We start from the raw sequence: 22,410 nt of genomic DNA on the forward strand, positions 1-22,410 counted from the left end.
GGGGCCCGGTCACCGGGCGTAGACCTGTCGGCACGGGACAGCGAAGCGCACGGGAGAGACGGGGCAGCGATGCGTACAACTCTTCGTCCACGCAGCAAGACCGCGGTGACCATCACGGCGTTCACGGCGATCACCGCACTCACCCTCGCGGCGTGCGGTGGCGGCGGGGCCGAGAAGGATCCGGGGGAATCCGGGCCCAGTGGCGGCGCCCTCCCCCTGAAGGGCGAGAAGATCGAGGTCGCCGCCGTCTGGACGGGCCCCGAGCAGGAGAACTTCACCAAGGTCCTGAAGGAGTTCGAGAAGCGCACCGGCGCGACCGTCACCTTCGTGCCCGCCCAGGACCCGATCGTGAACTTCCTCGGTACGAAGATCGCGGGCGGTTCGCCGCCGGACGTCGCGATGCTCCCGCAGGTCGGCGCGATCCAGCAGGCCGCCGCGCAGAAGTGGCTGAAGCCGGTCGGGCCGGAGGCCGAGGCCCAGCTGGCCGCCAACTACTCGCGTGGCTGGCGGGAGCTCGGCGCGGTCGACGGCACCCAGTACGGGGTCTACTTCAAGGCCGCGAACAAGTCCCTGGTCTGGTACAACTCCGCCGTCTTCGAGAGCGCCGGCGCCACCGAGCCGAAGACCTGGAAGGAGTTCCTCACCACCGCCGAGACGATCTCGGCCTACGGCGTCACCCCGGTCTCGGTGGGCGGCGCGGACGGCTGGACCCTCACCGACTGGTTCGAGAACATCTACCTCTCCCAGGCGGGCCCGGCCAAGTACGACCAGCTCGCCAAGCACACCATCAAGTGGACCGACCCCTCCGTCACCGCCGCCCTGACCACCCTCGGCGAACTGTTCGGCAAGCCCGCGCTGCTCGCGGGCGGCACGAGCGGCGCGCTGCAGACGGAGTACCCGGTCTCGGTCACCCAGACGTTCACGGGCGGCGACCAGCCCAAGGGGGCGATGGTCTTCGAGGGCGACTTCGCCGCCGTCAACATCGCCCAGACGAAGGCGAAGATCGGCACGGACGCGAAGGTCTTCCCGTTCCCCACCGTCGGCACGGGCACCACCCCCGTGGTGACGGCCGGCGACGCGGCCGTGGCCCTCAAGGACACCAAGGGCGCTCAGGCGCTGCTCGCCTTCCTCGCCTCCGCGGACGCGGCGAAGATCTGGGCGGCCGAGGGCGGCTTCCTCTCCCCCAACAAGAACCTGGACCCGTCGGCGTACCCGAACGACGTCCAGCGGGAGATCGCGAAGGCGCTCATCGGCGCCGGTGACTCCTTCCGCTTCGACATGTCGGACCAGATGCCGCAGTCCTTCGGCGGGACGCCGGGCAAGGGCGAGTGGAAGGCGCTCCAGGACTTCCTGAAGAACCCGAAGGACATCGCGGGGACGCAGGCGCGTCTGGAGAAGGACGCGGAGAAGGCGTACCGGGCCGCGGCGAAGGGCTGAGGCCCCGGCATGCCGAGGCACACCACGCCCCGCAGGACCAGAAGCAGGAGCAGGACGGTCGCGGCGGGGTTCCTGCTCCCCGCCCTGCTCCTGCTCGGCGCGCTCGTGGTCTACCCGATCGGGTACTCCGTCCAGCGCTCGTTCTTCGACCGCTCGGGCACCTCCTTCGTCGGCCTGGACAACTACCTCGCCCTGGTCACCGACGACTCGCTGCGCACGGCCGTCCGCAACAACGTGATCTGGCTGGTCTTCGCCCCGGCGGTCGCGACCGCCCTCGGCCTGGTCTTCGCCGTGCTCACCGAACGCGTGCGCTGGGGTACGGCGTTCAAGCTGGTCGTCTTCATGCCGATGGCGATCTCGATGCTCGCCGCCGGGATCATCTTCCGGCTGGTCTACGAGCAGGACCCGGACCGCGGCGTCGCCAACGCCGTCTGGGTCGGGGTCCACGACACCTTCGCCGAGTCCTCCGGCTTCCCCCGGGCCCGGCCACTGCCCGCCCATCCGCTGAAGGCGGCCGGCGGCGGCGCGTTCGTCACCGAGGAGCCGGTCCGCGCCGGGGAGCCCGTACGGCTTCCGCTGATCGGGGTGGCGCCGGGGCAGATGCCGGAGGAGGCCCGCCCGGCCCGGCAGCCGGCTCCCGTGCCGGACACGATCTCCGGCACGGCCTGGCTGGACTTCACCCGGGGCGGCGGCGGTCGGCAGAACGCCGTCGATCCGACCGAGCTGGGCCTCGCGGGGCTGCGGATCGAGGCCGTTCGGGACGGAAAGGTGGTCGCCAGGGCCACGGCGGCGGCCGACGGCAGCTTCACGCTGCCCGCCGACCGCGCCGACGGAGCCGTACTGCGTCTGCCCGCGAGCAACTTCCGGGAGCAGTACAACGGCGTGGAGTGGCTCGGCCCCTCGCTCGTCACCCCGGCCGTCATCGGCTCGTACGTGTGGATGTGGGCCGGGTTCGCGATGGTGCTGATCGGCGCCGGGCTCGCGGCCGTCCCGCGCGAGCTGCTCGAAGCGGCGCGGGTGGACGGGGCGAACGAGTGGCAGGTGTTCCGCAGGATCACGGTGCCGCTGCTCGCCCCGGTCCTGGCGGTCGTCCTCGTCACCCTGATGATCAACGTGCTCAAGGTCTTCGACCTGGTGTTCGTCATCGCGCCGGGCTCGGCCCAGGACGACGCGAACGTGCTCGCGCTCCAGCTGTACCGCTCGTCGTTCGGTACGGACGCCGATCTCGGGATCGGCTCGGCCATCGCCGTCCTGCTGCTGCTCCTGGTGGTCCCGGTGATGGTCCTCAACATCCGCCGCCTGCGCCGGGAGGCCCGCCGATGAGTTCCCCCGCCACCCGCACGCGCGCGCGTACCGACGTCTCCGCGCCGCCCGCGGGCTCCCCTGCCCGCCCGACGCTCGCCGCGCGGGCGGCGGCCCGTGCCGCCGGGGGCGCGGTCCGGGTGTTCCTCGTCCTGGCCGGCCTTTTCTGGCTGCTGCCGACGATCGGGCTGCTGCTCTCCTCGCTCCGCTCCCCCTCCGACATCGCGGCGAGCGGCTGGTGGCAGGTGTTCACGGCCCCGGCCCAACTGACCACCGAGAACTACACCCATCTCCTCGCCGACGACACGATCACCGGCTCTCTCGTGTCCACCGTCCTGATCACCGTCCCGTCCACCCTGCTGGTCCTCCTCCTCGGTTCGTTCGCCGGGTACGCGTTCGCGTGGCTGGAGTTCCCGGGCCGGGACTGGTGGTTCCTCGGGGTGGTCGCCCTGCTCGTGGTCCCGGTGCAGGTCGCCCTCGTCCCGGTGTCGAAGCTCTTCGGCGCGGTGGGCCTCTTCGAGACGACGCTCGGGGTGGTCCTCTTCCACACGGCCTTCGGACTGCCGTTCGCGATCTTCCTGCTGCGGAACTTCTTCGCGGAGATCCCGCGCGAACTCCTGGAGGCGGCGCGGCTCGACGGGGCGGGCGAGCTACGGCTCTTCACCCAGGTGGTGCTGCCGCTCGGCGGTCCGGCGATCGCCTCACTGGGGATCTTCCAGTTCCTGTGGGTCTGGAACGACATGCTGATCGCGCTGATCTTCGCGGACTCGCAGTCGCCGCCGATCACGGTGGCGCTCCAGCAGCAGGTACGGCAGTTCGGCAACAACGTCGACGTGCTGGCGCCGGGGGCGTTCGTGTCGATGGTGGTGCCGCTGATCGTCTTCTTCGCGTTCCAGCGCCAGTTCGCGTCCGGGGTGATGGCGGGCGCGGTGAAGTAGGGCCTGTCCGGCGGATCGGCCCCGGCCCCGTCCGGCGGATCGGGGTCGGCCCCGTCCGGCGGATCGGGGTCGGCCACGGCCGTGGTCCGCCGGGCACCCCCTGGTTCAGGCCTTGAGCGCGGCCACCGCCGACCGCGCCAGATCGTCCACGTACCCCGGAGGCAGCGGCGTACGGACGACGACGAGGCGCCAGTAGAGCGGCCCGACGACCAGGTCGAGGGCGCGGCCCGGGTCGGTGCCCGCCGGGAGTTCACCGCGCGCGACGGCCTCGCGGACGACCTGGCTCACGACGCCCTGCTGGCCGTCGAGCAGTGCGGCGGTGACGGCCTCGGCGATCTCGGGGTTCCGGGCCGCTTCGACGAGCAGGTCGGGGATGACCTGCGAGGCGACCGGGTGGCGCAGGGCGTGCGAGGCCACTTCGAGGAGCGCGCGCACGTCCCCGTACAGGGAGCCGGTGGCGGGCGCCGGCAGGCCCTGGGTGGCGAAGGCGCCGACGAGGTCGAGGACGAGGGCGAGCTTGGACTTCCAGCGCCGGTAGACGGCGGTCTTGCCGACGCCCGCGCGGCGCGCGATGCCCTCGATGGACATCCGGGCGAAGCCGACGGCCGCGAGCTCCTCGAAGACGGCGGCGCGGATGGCCTCGGTCACGTCCTCGCGGAGTACGGCGGCTCCGGCGGGGGCGCGGCGGGGGGTCGGTTCGGTCATGAACGGCATCCTAACCAACGGCGACGCCCCGGGTGCGTCACGACGATACGGTTGCGTTCCGACGTCCTGTCGTCCTACTCTCCCCGTAACGACGATACGGACCCGTTCCATCGCCGAGGTTGCCCGCACCCTTCGTCGAAAGCGCCCGCCCGTGACCACCCAGACCCTCTCCCCACCCACCGGGAAGGCCCCTCCGCAGGCGGCCCCCACCGAGGACCTGCGCGCGCTCGCCCTGCGCCACGGCCTCACCGTCAGCGGGGCCCGCCCCTCACTGCCCGCCTACGCCCGGCAGCTCTGGTCCCGCCGCGACTTCATCACGGCCTTCGCGACCGCTCGTCTGACCGCGCAGTACAGCCAGGCGCGCCTCGGCCAGGTCTGGCAGGTGATGACCCCGCTGCTCAACGCCGCCGTCTACTACCTGATCTTCGGCGTCCTCATGGACGCGAAGCAGGGCGTCGCCGACTACGTGCCCTTCCTGATCACCGGCGTCTTCGTGTGGACGTTCACCTCCAACACGATCCTGGCCGGCACCCGGGCCATCAGCGGCAACCTGGGCCTGGTCCGCGCCCTGCACTTCCCCCGCGCGAGCCTGCCGATCTCGCTGGCGCTCCAGCAGCTCCAGCAGCTGCTGCTCTCGCTCGCCGCGCTCGTCATGATCCTGTTCGGCCTCGGCGAGTTCCCCACCTGGAGCTGGCTGCTCGCCGTCCCCGCGCTGGCCTGCCAGGCGCTGTTCAACACAGGCGTGGCGCTCGCCCTCGCCCGGTTCGCGGCCCGCACCCCGGACATCTCCCAGCTGATGCCCTTCGTGCTCCGCACCTGGATGTACGCCTCGGGCGCGATGTGGTCGATCCAGAACCTGGCGAGCAGCGGACGCTTCCCCGACGGCGTGGTGCTGGCCCTCCAGTGCAACCCGGCGGCGGTCTACATCGACCTCATGCGCTTCGCTCTGATCGGGAGCTACACCTCGGCACAGCTGCCGCCGCACGTCTGGGCGCTCGCCGCCGGCTGGGCCCTGCTGACCTTCGGGGGCGGTTTCATCTGGTTCTGGAAAGCGGAGGAGACGTACGGCCGTGGCTGACACAGAGAGCATCCCCACCGTCGTGGTCGACGGCGTCCACATCACGTACACCGTCCACGGCGGACGCACCGGCGGTCGAGGTGCCGCGACGGCCGCGCTGAGCCGGATGATCCGGCGCGGCGAGAAGCGGCCGGCCGGCCGCCGCGTCCACGCCGTGAAGGGCGTCAGCTTCGTCGCGTACCGGGGCGAGGCAATTGGCCTGATCGGTTCGAACGGATCTGGGAAATCCACCCTCCTGAAGGCCGTGGCGGGCCTCCAGCCCGTCGAGCGGGGCCATGTCTACACCCACGGCCAGCCCTCGCTCCTCGGCGTCAACGCTGCCCTCATGAACGACCTCACCGGCGAGCGGAACGTGATCCTGGGCGGTCTCGCGATGGGCATGAGCCGCGCGGAGGTCCGTGCGCGCTACGACGAGATCGTGGACTTCTCCGGCATCAACGAGAAGGACGAAGCGATCTCCCGCCCCATGGGGACGTACTCCTCCGGGATGGGGGCGCGACTGCGCTTCTCCATCGCCGCCGCGAAGAGCCACGACGTGCTGCTCATCGACGAGGCCCTGTCCACCGGCGACGCCCGCTTCCGCCGCCGCAGCCAGCGACGGATCGACGAGCTGCGCGCGGAGGCCGGCACGGTCTTCCTGGTCAGCCACTCGAACTCGACCATCACGGAGACCTGCGAGCGGGCGCTGTGGCTGGAGGCGGGCACGCTGCGGATGGACGGCCCGGCGAAGGAGGTGGTGGCGGCGTACGAGGAGTTCACGGCGACAGGGTCCGGAACAGAGCCCGGAGAAACGGGCAAATGACACATTAAGGGCTACAGTACGGAGGGATGACGAACGATCACCCTCAGTCGCCCCACGGGATCGGGACCGGGCCCCCCGCCCCGCACCGGACCGGGACCGAGCCCCCCCACCGCACCAGGTCGCCGTTCGACTCGGACACCTTCACCTCCGCCACCTTCGTCACGGTCGGCCGCGGCCCCTACCTCGCCCTCGCCTCCGTCTGGCTGCTGACCCGCGTCGGCATGGTGCTGCTGCTCCTCCGCGACACCCTCGGCATCGGCGGGGTCGGCCGTGAGGTGGACCTCTACCGGTACTGGTACGGGCAGTTCGCGCAGGGGACCTTCCCGCCCGGCGACGTCACCTGGCAGTACCCGCCCGGCGCGGGGCTCGTGATCATGGGCCCGGGCCTCCTCCCCTGGCTGACGTACTTCCAGGCGTTCGTCGCGATCACCCTGCTCGCCGACGCGGTCGTCACCACCGCCCTCGCCCGCGCCGACAGCGCCCGCCTCACCCACGGCGCCTGGGTCTGGGTCTGCGGCCTGCCGCTCCTGCTGCACCTGCCGCTCGCCCGGTACGACGTCCAGACCACCGCCCTCGCCGTCCTCGCGCTGCTCGCCGTCAACGCCCGCTCGACCGCCGCCCACCACATCGGCGGGGCGCTCGCGGGCATCGGCGCGATGGTCAAGGTCTGGCCGGCACTCACCCTGATCGGCACCCCCCGGGGCCGTACCACCCGCGAGGCCTGGACCGCCGCGGTCGTCGCGGCCCTCGCCCTCCTCGCCACCCTCGGGCTCTTCTTCTCCGAGTCCCTCGGCTTCCTGCGCCAGCAGGGCAGCCGCGGCATCCAGATCGAATCCCTCGGCGGCACGGCCCTCGCGCTGGCCAAGGCCACCGGCGGGTGGCCGGGCAGGGTCGAGTTCCGCTACGGGGCCTTCGAGTACGTCGGCCCATACGTCTCCAGCCTCGGCCACCTCGCCCTGCTGCTCACCGTCATCGCCTTCGGCTGGCTGCTCCTGTGGCGCCTGCGGGCCCACCGCTGGACCGCGGCCACCCCGCTCGACGCGGCCCTCACCGCCGTCCTGCTGTTCACCGCCACCAGCCGGGTGATCAGTCCCCAGTACATGATCTGGCTGCTCGGCCTCGCCGCCGTCTGTCTGACCTCACGCGACACCGTGATGCGCCCGGTGGCCCTGCTCCTCCTCCCGGCGGCCGCGCTGAGCTCACTCGCGTACCCCGTCCTGTACGACCAGGTCATCGAAGGCACCGCCCAGGGGCTGACCGTCATGGTGCTCCGCAACGGCCTGTTGCTCGCGGCGTCCCTGCTCGCCACCCGCCGCCTGTGGACGTCGACGGTCACGGGCCCCCCGGAGGAGTCCGCGTAGGACGCACAACGGGAAGGGCCCCGCCGCACATCCGGCGGGGCCCTTCTCGCTCAAGCCACTAGCTGTGCGAACGAAGCAGCGTGCGCATGGTCCGCATCGCCACCGACAGGTTCGCCAGGTCGAAGGTGTCCGAGCCCTGGATCTCCTCCAGGGTCGACTTCGCGCGGCCCAGGATCGCCGCGTTCTTCTCCTCCCAGTCCTTGAACCGCTGCTCCGGGCTCGACGTGCCGTTCCCGGCCGCCAGGACGTCCGCGGTCAGCGCCGAGTGCGCCGCGAACAGGTCCTCGCGGATCGACGCGCGGGCCATCGACTGCCACCGGTCACTGCGCGGCAGCTCGATGATCCGGTCCATCAGGTCGGTGATCCGCAGCCGGTCGGCCAGGTCGTAGTAGACCTCGGCCACGGCGAGGGGGTCCTTGCCCGTCCGGTCCGCGATCGCGACGACGTCGAGGATCGGGAAGGCGGAGGAGAAGCCGGCGACCCGCAGCGCGAGCTCCTCCGGCACGCCGACCTCGGTCAGCTCCTCCACGATCGACTGGTACCACTCCAGGTCCGCGCCGCGCAGCAGGTTCGGCAGCTGCGCCCAGACCTGCTCGACCCGCTCGGAGAAGAACTCGATGGTCTCGGTGAGCTGGAGCGGCTGCGGCCGGTTGTTGAGCATCCAGCGCGTGCCGCGCTCGACGAGCCGGCGGGAGTGCAGCCGCATCCGGGTCTGCACGTCGGCGGGCACCTGGTTGTCGAGGGCCTCGACGGAGTCCCAGACCTGGCCGAGGCGGAAGACGACACGGGCGGCGGTCTGCGCCCGGACGATCTCCTCGATCGACGCGCCGGTCTCCTCACGGAGGCGGTGCAGGAAGGTCGAGCCACCGGTGTTGACGGTGTCGTTGACCAGGACGGTGGTGATGATCTCGCGGCGCAGGGCGTGGTTGTCGACGGCCTCGGTGAACTTCTCGCGCAGCAGCGTCGGGAAGTACGCGTGGAGCAGCCCGCGCAGGTACGGGTCGTCCGGCAGCTCCGTACCGATGAGCTCGTCGGCCACCGTGATCTTGGTGTACGCGAGGAGGACGGCGAGCTCCGGCTGGCTCAGACCGCGGCCGTTGTTGAGCAGCTCGCGGATCTGCCGGTCGTTGGGCAGGAACTCCAGCGACCGGTCGAGGGCCCCGTCGCGGCCCAGGCGGCGCATGAAGCGCTGGTGGGCGTGGAGCAGGGACGGCGACTGGGTGACGGCGTTGGCCAGGGCCGTGTTCTGCGCGTAGTTGTTGCGCAGGACGAGCGTGCCGACCTCGTCGGTCATCTCCGCGAGGATCTTGTTGCGCTGCTTGACGGTCATGTCGCCCTCGGCGACGAGCCCGTTGAGCAGGATCTTGATGTTGACCTCGTGGTCGGAGGTGTCGACGCCGGCACTGTTGTCGATGGCGTCGGTGTTGACCTTGCCGCCCTGGCCCTCGGGGCCGCCGGTGCGGGCGAACTCGATGCGGCCCAGCTGGGTCGCGCCGAGGTTGCCGCCCTCGCCGATGACCTGGGCGCGCACGTCCTGGCCGTCGACGCGGATGGCGTCGTTGGCCTTGTCGCCGACGTCGGCGTTGGACTCGGCCGAGGACTTGACGTACGTACCGATGCCGCCGTTCCACAGCAGGTCGACGGGGGCGTGGAGCACGGCCTTCATCAGCTCGGCCGGGGTCATCTTGGTGATGCCGTCCTCGATGCCGAGGGCGGCCCTGACCTGTGCGTTGACCGGGATGGACTTGGCGCTGCGGGGGTGGATGCCGCCGCCCGCGGAGAGCAGCGAGGTGTCGTAGTCGGCCCAGGACGAGCGGGGCAGCTCGAAGAGCCGGCGGCGCTCGGCGTACGAGACGGCCGCGTCCGGGTTCGGGTCGATGAAGATGTGCCGGTGGTCGAAGGCGGCGATCAGGCGGATGTGCTCGCTCAGCAGCATGCCGTTGCCGAAGACGTCACCGGACATGTCGCCGACGCCGACGACCGTGAAGTCCTCGGTCTGGGTGTCGTGGCCCAGCTCGCGGAAGTGCCGCTTGACGGACTCCCAGGCGCCGCGGGCGGTGATGCCCATGCCCTTGTGGTCGTAGCCGGCGGAGCCGCCGGAGGCGAAGGCGTCGCCGAGCCAGAAGCCGTACGACTCCGCGACGCCGTTGGCGATGTCGGAGAAGGTCGCGGTGCCCTTGTCGGCGGCGACCACCAGGTAGGTGTCGTCCTCGTCGTGGCGGACCACGTCGAGGGGCGGCACGACCTCGCCCGCGACCAGGTTGTCGGTGATGTCGAGCAGCGCCGAGATGAAGGTCTTGTACGAGGCGATGCCCTCGGCCAGCCAGGCGTCACGGTCCACGGACGGGTCCGGGAGCTGCTTGGCGACGAAGCCGCCCTTGGCGCCGACCGGCACGATGACGGTGTTCTTCACCATCTGCGCCTTGACCAGGCCGAGGATCTCCGTACGGAAGTCCTCACGGCGGTCGGACCAGCGCAGACCGCCTCGGGCGACCTTGCCGAAGCGCAGGTGTACGCCCTCGACGCGCGGGGAGTACACCCAGATCTCGAAGGCCGGGCGGGGCGCCGGAAGGTCCGGGATGGCCTGCGGGTCGAACTTCATCGACACGTACGAGTGCGGCTTGCCGTCCGCCGTCAGCTGGAAGAAGTTCGTCCGCAGGGTGGCCTTGATGACGGTCAGGAAGGACCGCAGGATGCGGTCCTCGTCCAGGCTCGCGACCTGGTCGAGGGCTGCGTCCAGCTCCTCCAGGAGCGCGTCGATCAGCTCGGTGCCGGCACGCTGGCGCTCCGGGGCCATCCGGGCCTCGAAGAGGTTGACGAGCAGCCGGGTGGTGTGGACGTTGTTGCGGAGGGTGTCCTCCATGTAGTCCTGGCTGAACGTCGAACCGGCCTGGCGCAGGTACTTCGCGTAGGCGCGCAGCACCATCGCCTCGCGCCAGGTGAGCCCGGCGGAGAGGACGAGCGAGTTGAAGTTGTCGTTCTCGGCCTCGCCGGTCCAGGTGGCGGAGAAGGCCTCCTGGAACCGCTCACGGGCGTCGTCGCCGAGGTAGTCGCCGCCGTTGGCGGTGGCGATGGGCATCCGCAGACCGAAGTCGTAGACCCAGGCGTGCGTACGGTCGGCGCAGCGCAGCTCGTACGGCCGCTCGTCGGTCACCTCGACGCCGAGCCGGTTGAGCACCGGGAGCACGGCGGAGAGGGAGATCGGGTCGCCCGTCTTGTAGATCTTGAAGCGGCGCTCGCCGGGGCCCGCGCCGACCGGCTCGTAGAGCGAGAGCGCGAAGTCCTTGCCGCCGCCGGTACGGGCGAGGGCCTCCAGGTGGACCAGGTCGGCGACGGCCGCGCGCGGCGAGTGGTCGGCCTTGTAGCCCTCGGGGAAGGCGTTGCCGTATCGGCGCAGCAGCTCGGCGGCACGCTCCTCGCCGCACTCGGCGTTCAGCGCCTCGCCGAAGCCGTCGGACCAGGAGCGGGCGGCCTCGACGAGCCGGGTCTCGATGCGGTCGACATCGGCGTCGGTGAGCTTCGCCAGCTCGGTGCCGGGCTGGACGCGGACGACGAAGTGCAGCCGGGACAGGATCGACTCGGTGTTCCAGGCGGTGAAGTCGACGCTGGTGCCGTCGAGCTCCTCCTTCAGGATGTCGATGATCCGCAGCCGGACGCGGGTCGTGTAGCGGTCGCGCGGCAGGTAGACGAGGGCGGAGTAGTAGCGGCCGTACTCGTCCTGGCGCAGGTAGAGCCGCAGCCGGCGCCGCTCCTGCAGGTACAGGACGCTGGTGACGACGGACTGGAGCTGGTCGGCCGGGGTCTGGAACAGCTCGTCGCGCGGGTACGTCTCCAGGATCTGGAGCAGGTCGCGGCCGTCGTGGCTGTTGGGCGAGAAGCCCGCGCCCGCCAGGACCTCCTGGACCTTGCGCTTGACGACGGGAACGCGGCGCACGGACTCGGTGTAGGCGGCCGAGGAGAACAGACCGAGGAAGCGGCGCTCGCCGATGACGTTGCCGTCGGCGTCGAACTTCTTCACACCGACGTAGTCGAGGTACGAGGGGCGGTGCACGGTCGAGCGGCTGTTGGCCTTCGTCAGGATCAGCAGCTTGTGCTCGCGCGCCTTGGCGCGGACGTCCTCGGGCAGCCGGCTGAAGGACGGCGAGACGGGGTGGGCGTGGTGGCCCTGGTCGTCGCCCGCGTGCTGCGGGTCGGAGCGCAGGATGCCGAGGCCGGTGCCGGGCACGGCGGACAGGGCGTCGCCGTTGACCAGCTGATACTCGCGGTAGCCGAGGAAGGTGAAGTGGTCGTCGGCGAGCCAGCGCAGCAGCTCGCGGGCCTCCTCCACCTCGGTCGGGCGCAGGTCGGAGGCGGTGGGCTCGGCCGGGAGGCCCTCGGCGATCCGCAGCGCGGCGTCGCGCATCTTGTCCCAGTCCTCGACCGTCTCGCGGACGTCGGACAGGACGCGCAGCAGATCGGCGGTGATCTGCTTGAGGTCGGCGCGGTCGGTCTCACGGTCGATCTCGACGTGGATCCAGGACTCGGTGAGCGCGTCGTGCGGCAGATCGCCCTGGATCTGCGCCGACAGGACCTCGATGAGCTTGCCGGTGACATCGCGGCGGACGAGGACCTGCGGGTGGATCACGACGTGGATGCCGCGGCCCTGGCGCGAGAGCTCGTTGGTGACCGAGTCGACCAGGAACGGCATGTCGTCGGTGACGACCTCGACGACGGAGTGGCTGCTCGTCCAGCCGTTCTCCTCGACCGTCGGGGTGTGCACGCGCACGTTGGCCGTGCCCTGCGGACGGTTCTCCGCGAGCCGGTAGTGAGAGAGCGCGGCACCGAACACGTCGACCGGGTCCCGGTCGCCGAGGTCCTCCGGTGCCGTGTGCAGGTAGTAGCGCTGGAGGTACTCGAGCACGGTGTCCCGGTCCGGGCGCTCCCCGGCACCCTCCGGGCCCGTCGGAAGTCGCCCCCCGACCGGGCTGTGCTCAGCTACCCGAGCGGCCCTTTCGAGCAGCTCGGCCTTGGCTTCGTCCAGCTTGGTCTGCATGTCCTCTGACTCCTGTCGCGCGCCGTTGCGTGACGTCGGTGGAAGAAAGGACACAACGACGCCTCGACGCGGTGATTCCGGTCGAAGACGACGTTATGCCCGAATGAGAGATGCCCGGGTCGTTATCGGCCACGGAGAGCGGCGCGCCCGGACGGAGAGGATCGGCGAACGCACTGTCGGCCCGGCCGCTGTCGCGGACCGGGCGGCAGCCGGGGGCTTCACTGCCCCCTCGGCGTATCGCGCTGATCACGGCAAAAGCCTATCGCCCTCGCCCCCCGAACCGTCATGGTCCGTATGTGTACAAAAGAGGGGGTGGAAGTTTGACGTTCTGGACAGCGACACATGTCCTCTTGGCAAAGCGCCCCGTCGGGGGCAGCACGTGCGCGAGCATGGACGCAGCACGGCAGACCGACCATCTGTGATCTGGGAGAGCCATGGCGAAGATCCTGATCGTGACCGGTGACGCGGCGGAGTCGCTGGAGGTGATGTACCCCTACCAGCGGCTGCTGGAAGAGGGCTACGAGGTCGACATCGCCGCCCCCGCCCGCAAACAGCTGCGCTTCGTCGTCCACGACTTCGAGCCCGGCTTCGACACGTACACCGAGAAGCCCGGCTACACCTGGCCCGCCGACCTGGCCTTCTCGGAGGTCGACCCGGGCGCGTACGTGGCGGTGGTGATCCCGGGCGGAAGGGCCCCGGAGTACCTGCGCAACGACCCTGAGCTCCGCAAGATCCTCAAGGCCTTCTTCGACGCGGACAAGCCGGTGGCCCAGATCTGCCACGGCCCGCTCCTGACGGCGGCGATCGGCAGCCTGGAGGGCCGCCGGGTCACGGCGTACCCCGCGCTTGAACTGGACATGCAGGCGGCCGGCGCGACCTTCCAGGACAGCGCGGCGGTGGTGGACGGCCTCCTGGTCTCCTCAAGGGCCTGGCCGGACCACCCCACCTGGATGCGCGAATTCCTGAAGGTCCTCCGAGCCAAGAGCTGACCCGCGCCGCGGTTGTGGGCGGCGCACCCGCCGCCCGGTGGTTGTGGGCATCCATTCCGCAGGGCGGAGCGGATGGGCACAACCACCCACCGGCCGGCGCAGGGCCCACCACCTCGCCCCACCACCGGGCGGAGCCGGTCAGACCAGCTCCTCCGCGACAGCCACGGCCTCGGCGAGCGAGTCCACCACCGGCACACCCACCCGCTCAAGCGACGCCCGACTGTGCGACCCCCCGGTATAGAGCACCGCCCGAGCCCCCACATGCGCCGCGGCCAACGCATCGTCCGCGGCGTCACCGATGACGACGATCCGATCCGCCGGCACATCGCCCAGCGCGGCAAGGTGCCGCACCATGTGCCCCGACTTCCCGTCCGTGGACGCGTCGACCCGCCCGTCCATCCGCACGAACCGCTCCGCGATCCCGTGCCGCCGCACCAGCGGTATCAACTCCGTGTGCGGCGCAAGTGACAACAGCGACTGCGTGAACCCGGACTCCTGCCGCGCCGCAAGCAGCTCCGCGGCCCCGGAGGTCAGCCCACACGCCTCGGCCCGCTCCCAGTAGTGCCGGTGGAAGGCGCCGTCCATGACGGACCACTCGGCGTCGGTGGGCAGCCGCCCCATGAGTCGCTCGTAGAACTTGGGCACCGGCACCGTGTACAGCTCGCGGTACCGCTCAAGAGTGATCGATTCGAGCCCGAGCTCGGCGAACGCGGCGTTGGTCGCCCCGATGACCGCGCCGATGTCGTCGAGCAGTGTGCCGTTCCAGTCCCAGACCAGATGCTTGCCCCGCAAGCCGTCGTGCTTCCCCATGGAAAGACGGTACCCGCCGCCACCGACACCCAAGACCCGGGGACCTCAGCCCAGCAGCGCGGGAATCTCCTGCACGCCGAACCACAGCAGCTCGTGGTCCTCGGCCCCGTCGACGACGAACTGCGCGTCGTCGTCCCCCTGGTCCGCCGCGCCCAGCGCGTCCGCCGCCGCCGTCACGTCCGCCTCCGCGTCGTCCGCGTCCGCGTGCACGGCCGCCGCCTTGGCGAGCCGGACGGGCCCGGCGATCCGGACCTCGCCGATGGAGCTCACGGTGAGAGCCCCGTCGGGGTCCGTGGCGGCGTCCTTGTCCGCGACGTCGATCGCGACGACGATCCGGCGCCGGGGCACCTCGGGGTCGCCGGCGAGCAGCCGCAGGGAGGCGGACGCGGCCCGGTTGAGCGCCGCGTACTCCAGTTCCTCGATGTCGTCGGAGACGTACCACTCGCGCAGGGCGGGGGTGACGGCGTAGGCGGTCAGCGGGCCGGGGCCCAGCTCGCCCGCCTTGTGCGCCTGTGCGAGACCGGGGAGGGTCAGGGGGACGTACACGCGCATGGCTGGCCGCTTTCGTAGACGGAGAGGCCCTCAGGATATCCGCGGAGTCCCCCTTCGGGGTGGCCGGTCGGAGTCGCCGTACGTCCACCCCGTGAGGCCCTTCTCAGGACCCCCGAGAGTCGATTTTCTCCCGCGTCACCCGGATAGGTGATTCCGTTTTCGCCCCGCCGAGCGGCGGGGGACTCCTTGCGGCCCCTCCGAGCCCACCCGTACAAGATCCCCAACGGAAAGTTACTGACCGGTATCACTCGGTGACGCGACAACAGGGGCAGGCCCACCATGAGCACCACCACCCTCACCACCACAGGCACCCCACGCCCCCGCCGGGCGCCCGGCGGCCCCGCGGGCACGCGCCCCCGCGGCCCCGCGGGCACCCACCCCCGCACGAGCCGCCCGCGCGCCCTCCCCCCGCACACCGTCTTCGCCGAGCGCCTCCTCGCCGTGCTCAGCGGCGAACGCCCGGTCCACTGGATGCTCGGCCACACCGTCGGCGAGGCGTACGAGCAGCTCGTCCGGATCGCCCCGGAGACGCCCCTGCGCTCGCTCGGCCCCCGCCCCGTCCTGCGCCGCTGCTCGGTCCAGGTGGACGACGGCCGGACCGCGGTGGAGGCCTTCGCCACGATCGCCACCGGCGCCCGCGTACGGGCCATGGCGTTCCGCCTGGAACGCGGCGAGGACCAGCGCTGGCGCTGCGCCGCGGTAGAACTCGACGGCCTGGGCACGGCACCCCACCCCGCATGACGGAGGGGCCGGCCGCCCACCGGGCAACCGACCCCTCCGCTCAGCCCTCAGCCGGCGTCACTTCTTACGGCGACGCCCGCCACCCGCGTTCTTCTGCGCCTTGCGGCGCTCCGCCCGCGTCATCCCGTCACCCGAGTCGACGTCGTCCGAGGCGAAGTCACCCTCGACGACACCGCCGTCACCGTCCACGGTCGGCGCGGAGAAGTGCAGCCGGTCCGGCCGCTGCGGGGCATCGAGCCCCTTGGCGCGGATCTCCGGACGACCGGCGCCGGCGGGCACCGCGTCCTCCTTGGCGAGCGACGGACCGCTCGCCTGCACCGGGACCTCCTCGACCTGCTGCTCGACCTGGACCTCCAGGTTGAACAGGTAGCCGACGGACTCCTCCTTGATGCCCTCCATCATGGCGGTGAACATGTCGAAGCCCTCGCGCTGGTACTCGACCAGCGGGTCCTTCTGCGCCATGGCACGCAGGCCGATGCCCTCCTGGAGGTAGTCCATCTCGTAGAGGTGCTCGCGCCACTTGCGGTCCAGGACCGACAGGACCACGCGCCGCTCCAGCTCGCGCATGATCTCCGAGCCGAGCTGCTTCTCGCGCGTCTCGTACTGCTCGCGGCCGTCGTCCTTGATCGACTCGGCGATGAACTCGGCGGTGATGCCGGCCCGGTCGCCGGCCGCGTCCTCCAGCTCCTCCACCGTGACCTTCACCGGGTAGAGCTGCCTGAACGCGTTCCACAGACGGTCGAGGTCCCACTCCTCCGCGAAGCCCTCGGCGGTCTCCTGGCGGATGTAGTCGTCGATCGTGTCGTCCATGAAGTGCTGGATCTGCTCGTGCAGGTCCTCGCCCTCCAGGACGCGGCGGCGCTCGCCGTAGATGACCTGGCGCTGCCGGTTGAGCACGTCGTCGTACTTCAGGACGTTCTTGCGCGTCTCGAAGTTCTGGGTCTCGACCTGCGACTGGGCGGAGGCGATCGCCCGGGTCACCATCTTGTTCTCGATCGGCACGTCGTCCGGCACGTTGGCCATGGCCATCACGCGCTCGACCATCTGCGCCTTGAACAGGCGCATCAGGTCGTCACCGAGCGAGAGGTAGAAGCGGGACTCGCCGGGGTCGCCCTGACGGCCGGAACGACCGCGCAGCTGGTTGTCGATACGGCGGGACTCGTGGCGCTCGGTACCGAGGACGTACAGCCCGCCGAGGTCCTTGACCTCCTCGAACTCCGCCTTCACGGCCTTCACGGCGCGCTCCAGGGCGGCGGGGAGGGCCGCGGCCCACTCCTCGACGTGGTCGACCGGGTCGAGACCCGCCTGGCGCAGCTCGGCCTCGGCGAGGTCGTCCGGGTTGCCGCCGAGCTTGATGTCCGTACCGCGACCGGCCATGTTCGTGGCGACGGTGACGGCGCCGCGACGGCCGGCCTGGGCGACGATGCTGGCCTCGCGGTCGTGGTGCTTGGCGTTGAGGACCTCGTGCTGCACACCGCGCTTGGAGAGCTGCTGCGAGAGGTACTCGGACTTCTCGACGGAGGTCGTGCCGACGAGGATCGGCTGCCCCTTCTCGTGCTTCTCCGCGATGTCGTCGACGACGGCGGCGAACTTGGCGACCTCGGTCCGGTAGATCAGGTCGGACTGGTCCTTGCGGATCATCGGCCTGTTCGTGGGGATCGGGACGACGCCCAGCTTGTAGATCTGGTGGAACTCGGCGGCCTCGGTCATGGCCGTACCGGTCATGCCGGAGAGCTTCGAGTACAGCAGGAAGAAGTTCTGCAGGGTGATGGTGGCGAGGGTCTGGTTCTCGTCCTTGATCGCCACCCCTTCCTTCGCCTCGATCGCCTGGTGCATGCCCTCGTTGTAGCGGCGGCCGGCGAGGATACGGCCGGTGTGCTCGTCGACGATCATGACTTCGCCGTCCATGACGACGTAGTCCTTGTCCTTCTTGAACAGTTCCTTCGCCTTGATGGCGTTGTTCAAGTAGCCCACGAGCGGGGTGTTCACCGACTCGTAGAGGTTGTCGATGCCGAGCCAGTCCTCGACCTTGGCGACACCGGCCTCGTGGATGGCGACGGTGCGCTTCTTCTCGTCGACCTCGTAGTCGCCGGTCTCCTCGATGCCCTTGAGCTGGTTGCCGGGCTCGCCCTTGGAAAGACGGGTGACGAGCTTGGCGAAGTCGCCGTACCACTTCGTCGCCTGGTCGGCCGGGCCGGAGATGATCAGCGGCGTACGGGCCTCGTCGACGAGGATGGAGTCGACCTCGTCGACACAGGCGAAGTTGTGGCCGCGCTGGACGAGCTCGTCCTGGGACCACGCCATGTTGTCGCGCAGGTAGTCGAAGCCGAACTCGTTGTTCGTGCCGTACGTGATGTCGCAGTTGTACTGCTCACGGCGCTGGGCCGGCGTCATGTTGGCGAGGATGCAGCCGATGGTCAGACCCAGGAAGCGATGGACCCGGCCCATGAGCTCGGAGTCACGCTCGGCCAGGTAGTCGTTGACCGTGATCAGGTGCACGCCCTTGCCGGAGAGCGCGTTGAGGTACGCCGGGAGGGTGCCGACGAGGGTCTTGCCCTCACCGGTCTTCATCTCGGCGACATAGCCGAGGTGCAGCGCGGCGCCGCCCATGATCTGGACGTCGTAGTGGCGCTGGCCGAGGACGCGCTTGGCGGCCTCGCGCACGGTCGCGAAGGCCTCGGGCATCAGGTCGTCGAGGCTCTCGCCGTCGGCGTACCGCTGCTTGTACTCCTCGGTGAGCGCCCGCAGGTCGGCGTCGGAGAGGTTGACGAAGTCCTCTTCGATGGAGTTGACCTGGTCCGCGATGCGGTGCAGTTTGCGCAGGATCTTTCCTTCGCCTGCACGCATGAGCTTGTTGAAGACGGACACTGAGGCTGGTCTCCTTGCCGGTCGGGCCTGGCACTGGTCTTGTGATGGACGCGAGCGCGGGCACGGCAGGTGGTCCCCACCGCAACGGCCATCGTAAGCGAGACCACCCTCGCGAAGGGAGGCCCACAGTGCCGGAGCCGTACGTCCGCCCGGAAAGAGAACGCACGAGGTGGGCGGAAGGTGCCGCCCCACCCGAAAAGTGTTCGCGTCCGGTCCGGCGGCTCACCAGAATCCACGCATGGAGCCGATCACCCTCACCACCGACCGACTGCGTCTGCGGAACTTCGTTCCCGAGGACGCCGACGCGGTGTTCGCCATCTGCCAGGACCCGGACATCCGGCGCTGGACCGTCGTCCCCGACCCCTACACGCGCCAGGACGCCGAGTTCTTCCTGAACCGGCTCGTGCCCGACGGCTGGCGTGACGACACCGAGTACACCTTCGCCGTCGAACCGCTGGCCGGCGGACCGCTGCTCGCCGCCGTCACCCTGAGCAGCCGCGGCATGGGCGTCTGGGAGGTCGGCTACTGGCTGGCCGGCGAGCACCGCGGCAGCGGCTACATGACGGAGACCGTCCGGGCCGTCGCCCACTGGGCCTTCACCGGGCTCGGCTGCACCCGCCTGGTCTGGCGCGCCGAGATCGGCCACGTCGCCTCGCGCGCGGTGGCCGAGCGGGTCGGCTTCGTCATGGAGGGCGCCCAGCGCGCCGCCCTGACCAACAAGGGCACGCTCCGGGACGGCTGGATCGCCGCCCTGCTCCCCTCCGACTTCGGCCTCCCGAGCCCCCTGCCGTACCTCCCGGCCCGCGAGGAGCCCGTCTCCAGGCCGTAGCGGTGTCCCTGCCGGTCAAGGACCTGGCCTGGCACGCGAGTCCGGCTGTCAGTGCCGGGGCCTAGGGTGCGGTCCATGACGACTGTGCCGCGCGCCGCCGCCGAACTGTCCGCCGACGAAGCCCGCCGGATCGCGTTGCGAGCCCAGGGCTTCCTGGGTGCGCCCGACCGCCGCGCCGGGGTGCGCGGGGTGCTGCGCGGGCTCGGCCAGGTCCAGCTCGACACGATCTCCGTCCTGGCCCGCTCGCACGAGTTGATTCCGTACGCGCGCCTGGGCGCCGTGGGCCGTACGACGGTCGAGGACGCCTACTGGACCGGCTCCCACGCCTTCGAGTACTGGTCGCACGCGGCCTGCGTGCTGCCCGTCGAGGAGTGGCCGCACTTCGCCTTCCGCAGGCGCGCCTACCGCGACCGCCCGCACTGGGGCCACGAGCTGTCGGCGGGGGCGTACGACAAGGTGATCGACCAGCTGCGGGCCGAGGGGCCGCGGACGGCGACCGAGCTGGGCGGCGCGAAGAACAAGGGCGAGTGGTGGGACTGGTCGGACGCCAAGATCGCCGTCGAGCGGGCGCTGATGTACGGCGAGGTGGTCGTGGTCGAGCGGCGCGGCTGGAAGCGGGTGTACGACCTGGCGGAGCGGGCGATCCCGCAGGCCCTGCTCCATGACGACCTGGACGACACCGAGTGCGTGCGGCGGCTGGTCCGGCAGGCGGGCGAGGCGCTGGGCGTGGGCACGCGCGCGGACATCGCCGACTACCACCGGCTCAAGGGCGAGCAGTTCGACGCGGTGGTCGAGGCCGCGGGCCTCGTGCCGGTCACGGTGGCGGGCTGGGGGAAGCCCGCCTGGGCGGACCCGGCGGCGCTGGCCTCGGAGCCGCGCGGCCGGCACCGTACGACCCTGCTGTCGCCGTTCGACTCGCTGATCTGGGAGCGGGCCCGCACCGAGCGGATCTTCGGCTTCACGCACCGCCTGGAGGCGTACGTGCCGAAGCAGAAGCGCATTCACGGCTACTTCGCGATGCCGGTCCTCGCCGGCGGCCGTCTGGTCGGCCGGGTGGACCCGGCACGGGAGGGTGGCACGCTCGTCGCCCGCCAGGTCACGCTCGACGGCCCGAAGGCCGTACCGGCGGTGGCACGGGCGCTGCGCGAGGCCGCCGAGTGGGTCGGCTGCGACGCGGTGAAGGTGGAGCGGGTGGACGCCCCGGAGCTGGCGAAGGACCTGGTCGCGGCCCTGGGCTAGGGGGTGTTCCCGGACACGGCCCGGCTACCGGATCTCCAGGATCTTCTCCCGCATCGCGTAGACGACGGCCTCCATCCGGGAGTGCAGCTGAAGCTTCTCCAGGATGTTCCGGACGTGGTTCTTCACGGTGTTCTCGGAGATGAACAGTTCCTTGGCGATGTCCCGGTTGTTCATGCCGGTCGCGACCAGCTTGAGCACCTCCAGCTCACGGTCGGTCAGCCGGGGCGCGGGCACGAGTCTGCGCTCGTCGGTGCGCTGGATCATCGACTTGAACTCGGTGAGGAGCTTCGACGCCATCGAGGGGCTGATCTGCGACTGCCCGTCCGCGACCGCGCGGATGGCCGTCGCGACCTCGTCGGTGGAGATCTCCTTGAGGAGGTAGCCGGTGGCCCCCGCCTTGATCGCGTCGTAGAGGTCGGCCTCCTCGTCGCTGATCGTCAGCATGATGATCTTCGCGCTGGGGGCCACCTCCTTGATGGAGGTGCACGCCTCGATGCCGCCGCGCCGGGGCATCCGTACGTCCATCAGGACGATGTCCGGCAGCAGATCGGCCGCCTTGTCGACGGCCTCCGCCCCGTCCCCGGCCTCCCCGACGACCTGGATGTCCTCCTCCTGCGCGAGGACGATCTCGAGTCCGCGACGGAAGAGGGCATGGTCGTCCACGACGAGGACCCGGATCGGCTCCTTGCGGAATGCGCTGCTGTCCGAATCCGATCCCTCCGGGACCGCGCCACCGTGCTCGCGCCCGCTGAGCACCGGTCCGAAGCTGTCCGCCATCGTTCCTCCCCCTGAAGGCCGTGGCCTGAATTCGTTTCCGGTCCTCCAACCGCTACTCAGGGAGCACCGGTTGGCGTGCACGCCATGCTTTCATGCTCCGGCGGCAACGGGGTGATCCGCAGGCGCACGGGGGTGCCCCTGGGGGCGCGAAGAGCGCTCCAGGGGCACCGTGAGAGGCAATTGGGGTGTGGGGGGCGCGAAGCGGCGGTCAGCCGCCGAGCGCACCGCCGGCGCCGCCACCCTCGGCGAGCGGGTCGCTCTCCACGTGGATGACGCCGTAGTCGTACGCGTGCCGGCGGTAGACGACACTCGGCTGCTTCGTGTCGGAGTCGACGAAGAGGTAGAAGTCGTGTCCGACCAGCTCCATCTCGTAGAGAGCCTGGTCGAGCGTCATCGGTGCGGCCCGGTGGGTCTTCTCGCGGACCACCAGCGGGCCTTCGCCCTGGACTTCGATCGAGCCCATCATCGTGGTGGGCACCTTGTCGGACTCGTCGGCGACGAGCTGGCCGTCTCCGTTGAGCTGGGCGGCGCCGGGCACCACGTCCCCGACCTCCGCCGCCGAAAGCCTGCCGTTTCCACGGCGGGTGTACCGCTTGTCGTGCTGCTTGCGCAGCCGTGCCTCGAGCTTGTCACTGGCGAGGTCGAGCGCCGCGTACGGGTCGGCCGCAGCGGCTTCCGCCCGGATCACCGGGCCTCGGGAGTGGAGGGTGATCTCCACGCGGTCCGACCTGTCGGCCTGCCGCGGGTTGTGTTCCTTGGACACCTCGACGTCGAGGCTGATCACCTTGCCGTCGAGCTTCTGGATCTTCTCCAGCTTCAGCTTCTCGGCCACGTGCTTGCGGAACCGCTCGGGCACCTCGGTCTTGCGGCCCTTGACGACGATGTCCACGCAGAACTCCGTTCCCGGATCGCCCTGGTCGGCTCTCTCGGCCGCCGGGCATCTCCCTTTG

At 70.6% G+C, this 22,410-nt stretch carries 17 protein-coding genes; 10 read left to right on the forward strand and 7 right to left on the reverse strand.

Annotated features, from left to right (window positions below; translation table 11 throughout):
- The first annotated feature begins 69 nt into the window (after positions 1-69).
- Genes OG514_RS08385 through OG514_RS08395 form a run of 3 tightly spaced genes read left to right on the forward strand, consistent with a single transcriptional unit; the run spans position 70 to position 3,677 of the window.
- A complete protein-coding gene (locus OG514_RS08385) occupies positions 70-1,437 on the forward strand; it encodes an ABC transporter substrate-binding protein (RefSeq protein ID WP_266892456.1) in 1,368 nt (455 codons plus the stop codon).
- Between the two features lie 9 nt (positions 1,438-1,446).
- Positions 1,447-2,760 (forward strand): carbohydrate ABC transporter permease, encoded by a 1,314-nt coding sequence (locus OG514_RS08390; RefSeq protein ID WP_266892458.1) that lies wholly within the window; start codon positions 1,447-1,449, stop codon positions 2,758-2,760.
- Positions 2,757-3,677 carry a carbohydrate ABC transporter permease gene (locus tag OG514_RS08395; RefSeq protein WP_266892460.1) on the forward strand — a complete coding sequence of 307 codons (921 nt, stop codon included), beginning with the start codon at positions 2,757-2,759 and terminating at the stop codon, positions 3,675-3,677. Before OG514_RS08390 ends, OG514_RS08395 begins: the two co-directional genes overlap by 4 nt.
- A gap of 105 nt (positions 3,678-3,782) precedes the next feature.
- Here the strand turns inward: OG514_RS08395 and OG514_RS08400 are convergent, their stop codons facing one another.
- Positions 3,783-4,382, reverse strand: coding sequence for a TetR/AcrR family transcriptional regulator (locus tag OG514_RS08400; RefSeq protein ID WP_266892462.1), 600 nt, complete (start codon positions 4,380-4,382; stop codon positions 3,783-3,785).
- Positions 4,383-4,599: 217 nt separating this feature from the next.
- On the opposite strand from OG514_RS08400, the gene OG514_RS08405 reads away from it, so the two are divergent.
- The 3 genes from OG514_RS08405 to OG514_RS08415 are packed head-to-tail and all read left to right on the forward strand — an operon-like array spanning position 4,600 to position 7,623.
- Positions 4,600-5,460, forward strand: a complete 861-nt coding sequence (locus OG514_RS08405; RefSeq protein ID WP_266900789.1) for an ABC transporter permease — start codon at positions 4,600-4,602, stop codon at positions 5,458-5,460.
- On the forward strand, positions 5,453-6,262 hold the full coding sequence (locus OG514_RS08410) for an ABC transporter ATP-binding protein (RefSeq protein ID WP_266892464.1): 810 nt from the start codon (positions 5,453-5,455) through the stop codon (positions 6,260-6,262). Before OG514_RS08405 ends, OG514_RS08410 begins: the two co-directional genes overlap by 8 nt.
- 26 nt (positions 6,263-6,288) lie before the next feature.
- Positions 6,289-7,623, forward strand: a complete 1,335-nt coding sequence (locus OG514_RS08415; protein WP_266892466.1) for a glycosyltransferase 87 family protein — start codon at positions 6,289-6,291, stop codon at positions 7,621-7,623.
- Between the two features lie 58 nt (positions 7,624-7,681).
- Here the strand turns inward: OG514_RS08415 and OG514_RS08420 are convergent, their stop codons facing one another.
- Positions 7,682-12,655 carry an NAD-glutamate dehydrogenase gene (locus OG514_RS08420; RefSeq protein ID WP_266892467.1) on the reverse strand — a complete coding sequence of 1,658 codons (4,974 nt, stop codon included), beginning with the start codon at positions 12,653-12,655 and terminating at the stop codon, positions 7,682-7,684.
- A gap of 434 nt (positions 12,656-13,089) precedes the next feature.
- Between OG514_RS08420 and OG514_RS08425 the strand changes: the two genes are divergently transcribed.
- On the forward strand, positions 13,090-13,644 hold the full coding sequence (locus OG514_RS08425; RefSeq protein ID WP_266892468.1) for a DJ-1/PfpI family protein: 555 nt from the start codon (positions 13,090-13,092) through the stop codon (positions 13,642-13,644).
- Between the two features lie 138 nt (positions 13,645-13,782).
- Here the strand turns inward: OG514_RS08425 and OG514_RS08430 are convergent, their stop codons facing one another.
- Complete coding sequence (locus OG514_RS08430) at positions 13,783-14,454, reverse strand: HAD family hydrolase (RefSeq protein ID WP_266892469.1); 672 nt, start codon at positions 14,452-14,454, stop codon at positions 13,783-13,785.
- A gap of 45 nt (positions 14,455-14,499) precedes the next feature.
- A complete protein-coding gene (locus tag OG514_RS08435; RefSeq protein ID WP_266892470.1) occupies positions 14,500-15,006 on the reverse strand; it encodes a hypothetical protein in 507 nt (168 codons plus the stop codon).
- Between the two features lie 279 nt (positions 15,007-15,285).
- Here OG514_RS08435 and OG514_RS08440 point away from each other — a divergent pair, with 279 nt between their 5' ends.
- Entirely contained in the window at positions 15,286-15,747 is a 462-nt protein-coding gene (locus OG514_RS08440) for an Rv3235 family protein (protein WP_266892472.1), read from the forward strand.
- A 57-nt stretch (positions 15,748-15,804) separates the two neighbouring features.
- Here the strand turns inward: OG514_RS08440 and secA are convergent, their stop codons facing one another.
- Complete coding sequence (gene secA / locus OG514_RS08445; protein ID WP_266892474.1) at positions 15,805-18,615, reverse strand: preprotein translocase subunit SecA; 2,811 nt, start codon at positions 18,613-18,615, stop codon at positions 15,805-15,807.
- A 238-nt stretch (positions 18,616-18,853) separates the two neighbouring features.
- Here secA and OG514_RS08450 point away from each other — a divergent pair, with 238 nt between their 5' ends.
- Together OG514_RS08450 and OG514_RS08455 are read left to right on the forward strand one after the other, a co-directional pair.
- Positions 18,854-19,444, forward strand: coding sequence for a GNAT family N-acetyltransferase (locus OG514_RS08450; protein WP_266892476.1), 591 nt, complete (start codon positions 18,854-18,856; stop codon positions 19,442-19,444).
- A 75-nt stretch (positions 19,445-19,519) separates the two neighbouring features.
- Positions 19,520-20,683, forward strand: coding sequence for a winged helix-turn-helix domain-containing protein (locus tag OG514_RS08455; RefSeq protein ID WP_266892478.1), 1,164 nt, complete (start codon positions 19,520-19,522; stop codon positions 20,681-20,683).
- A 24-nt stretch (positions 20,684-20,707) separates the two neighbouring features.
- Here the strand turns inward: OG514_RS08455 and OG514_RS08460 are convergent, their stop codons facing one another.
- Complete coding sequence (locus tag OG514_RS08460; protein ID WP_266892480.1) at positions 20,708-21,460, reverse strand: response regulator transcription factor; 753 nt, start codon at positions 21,458-21,460, stop codon at positions 20,708-20,710.
- 208 nt (positions 21,461-21,668) lie between these two features.
- A complete protein-coding gene (gene raiA / locus OG514_RS08465) occupies positions 21,669-22,349 on the reverse strand; it encodes a ribosome-associated translation inhibitor RaiA (protein ID WP_055603779.1) in 681 nt (226 codons plus the stop codon).
- Positions 22,350-22,410: the final 61 nt, after the last annotated feature.

It is taken from the genome of Streptomyces sp. NBC_00572, assembly GCF_026341815.1.
Taxonomy (GTDB): domain Bacteria; phylum Actinomycetota; class Actinomycetes; order Streptomycetales; family Streptomycetaceae; genus Streptomyces.

Excerpts from the sequence above, each read along its gene's own strand:
- OG514_RS08430 (WP_266892469.1), bottom strand. The coding sequence starts at position 14,454 with ATGGGGAAGCACGACGGCTTGCGGGGCAAGCATCTGGTCTGGGACTGG.
- OG514_RS08385 (WP_266892456.1), top strand. The coding sequence starts at position 70 with ATGCGTACAACTCTTCGTCCACGCAGCAAGACCGCGGTGACCATCACG.
- OG514_RS08440 (WP_266892472.1), top strand. The coding sequence starts at position 15,286 with ATGAGCACCACCACCCTCACCACCACAGGCACCCCACGCCCCCGCCGG.
- OG514_RS08390 (WP_266892458.1), top strand. The coding sequence starts at position 1,447 with ATGCCGAGGCACACCACGCCCCGCAGGACCAGAAGCAGGAGCAGGACG.
- OG514_RS08420 (WP_266892467.1), bottom strand. The coding sequence starts at position 12,655 with ATGCAGACCAAGCTGGACGAAGCCAAGGCCGAGCTGCTCGAAAGGGCC.
- OG514_RS08455 (WP_266892478.1), top strand. The coding sequence starts at position 19,520 with ATGACGACTGTGCCGCGCGCCGCCGCCGAACTGTCCGCCGACGAAGCC.
- OG514_RS08395 (WP_266892460.1), top strand. The coding sequence starts at position 2,757 with ATGAGTTCCCCCGCCACCCGCACGCGCGCGCGTACCGACGTCTCCGCG.
- OG514_RS08400 (WP_266892462.1), bottom strand. The coding sequence starts at position 4,382 with ATGACCGAACCGACCCCCCGCCGCGCCCCCGCCGGAGCCGCCGTACTC.
- OG514_RS08450 (WP_266892476.1), top strand. The coding sequence starts at position 18,854 with ATGGAGCCGATCACCCTCACCACCGACCGACTGCGTCTGCGGAACTTC.
- OG514_RS08435 (WP_266892470.1), bottom strand. The coding sequence starts at position 15,006 with ATGCGCGTGTACGTCCCCCTGACCCTCCCCGGTCTCGCACAGGCGCAC.
- OG514_RS08425 (WP_266892468.1), top strand. The coding sequence starts at position 13,090 with ATGGCGAAGATCCTGATCGTGACCGGTGACGCGGCGGAGTCGCTGGAG.
- OG514_RS08460 (WP_266892480.1), bottom strand. The coding sequence starts at position 21,460 with ATGGCGGACAGCTTCGGACCGGTGCTCAGCGGGCGCGAGCACGGTGGC.
- OG514_RS08415 (WP_266892466.1), top strand. The coding sequence starts at position 6,289 with ATGACGAACGATCACCCTCAGTCGCCCCACGGGATCGGGACCGGGCCC.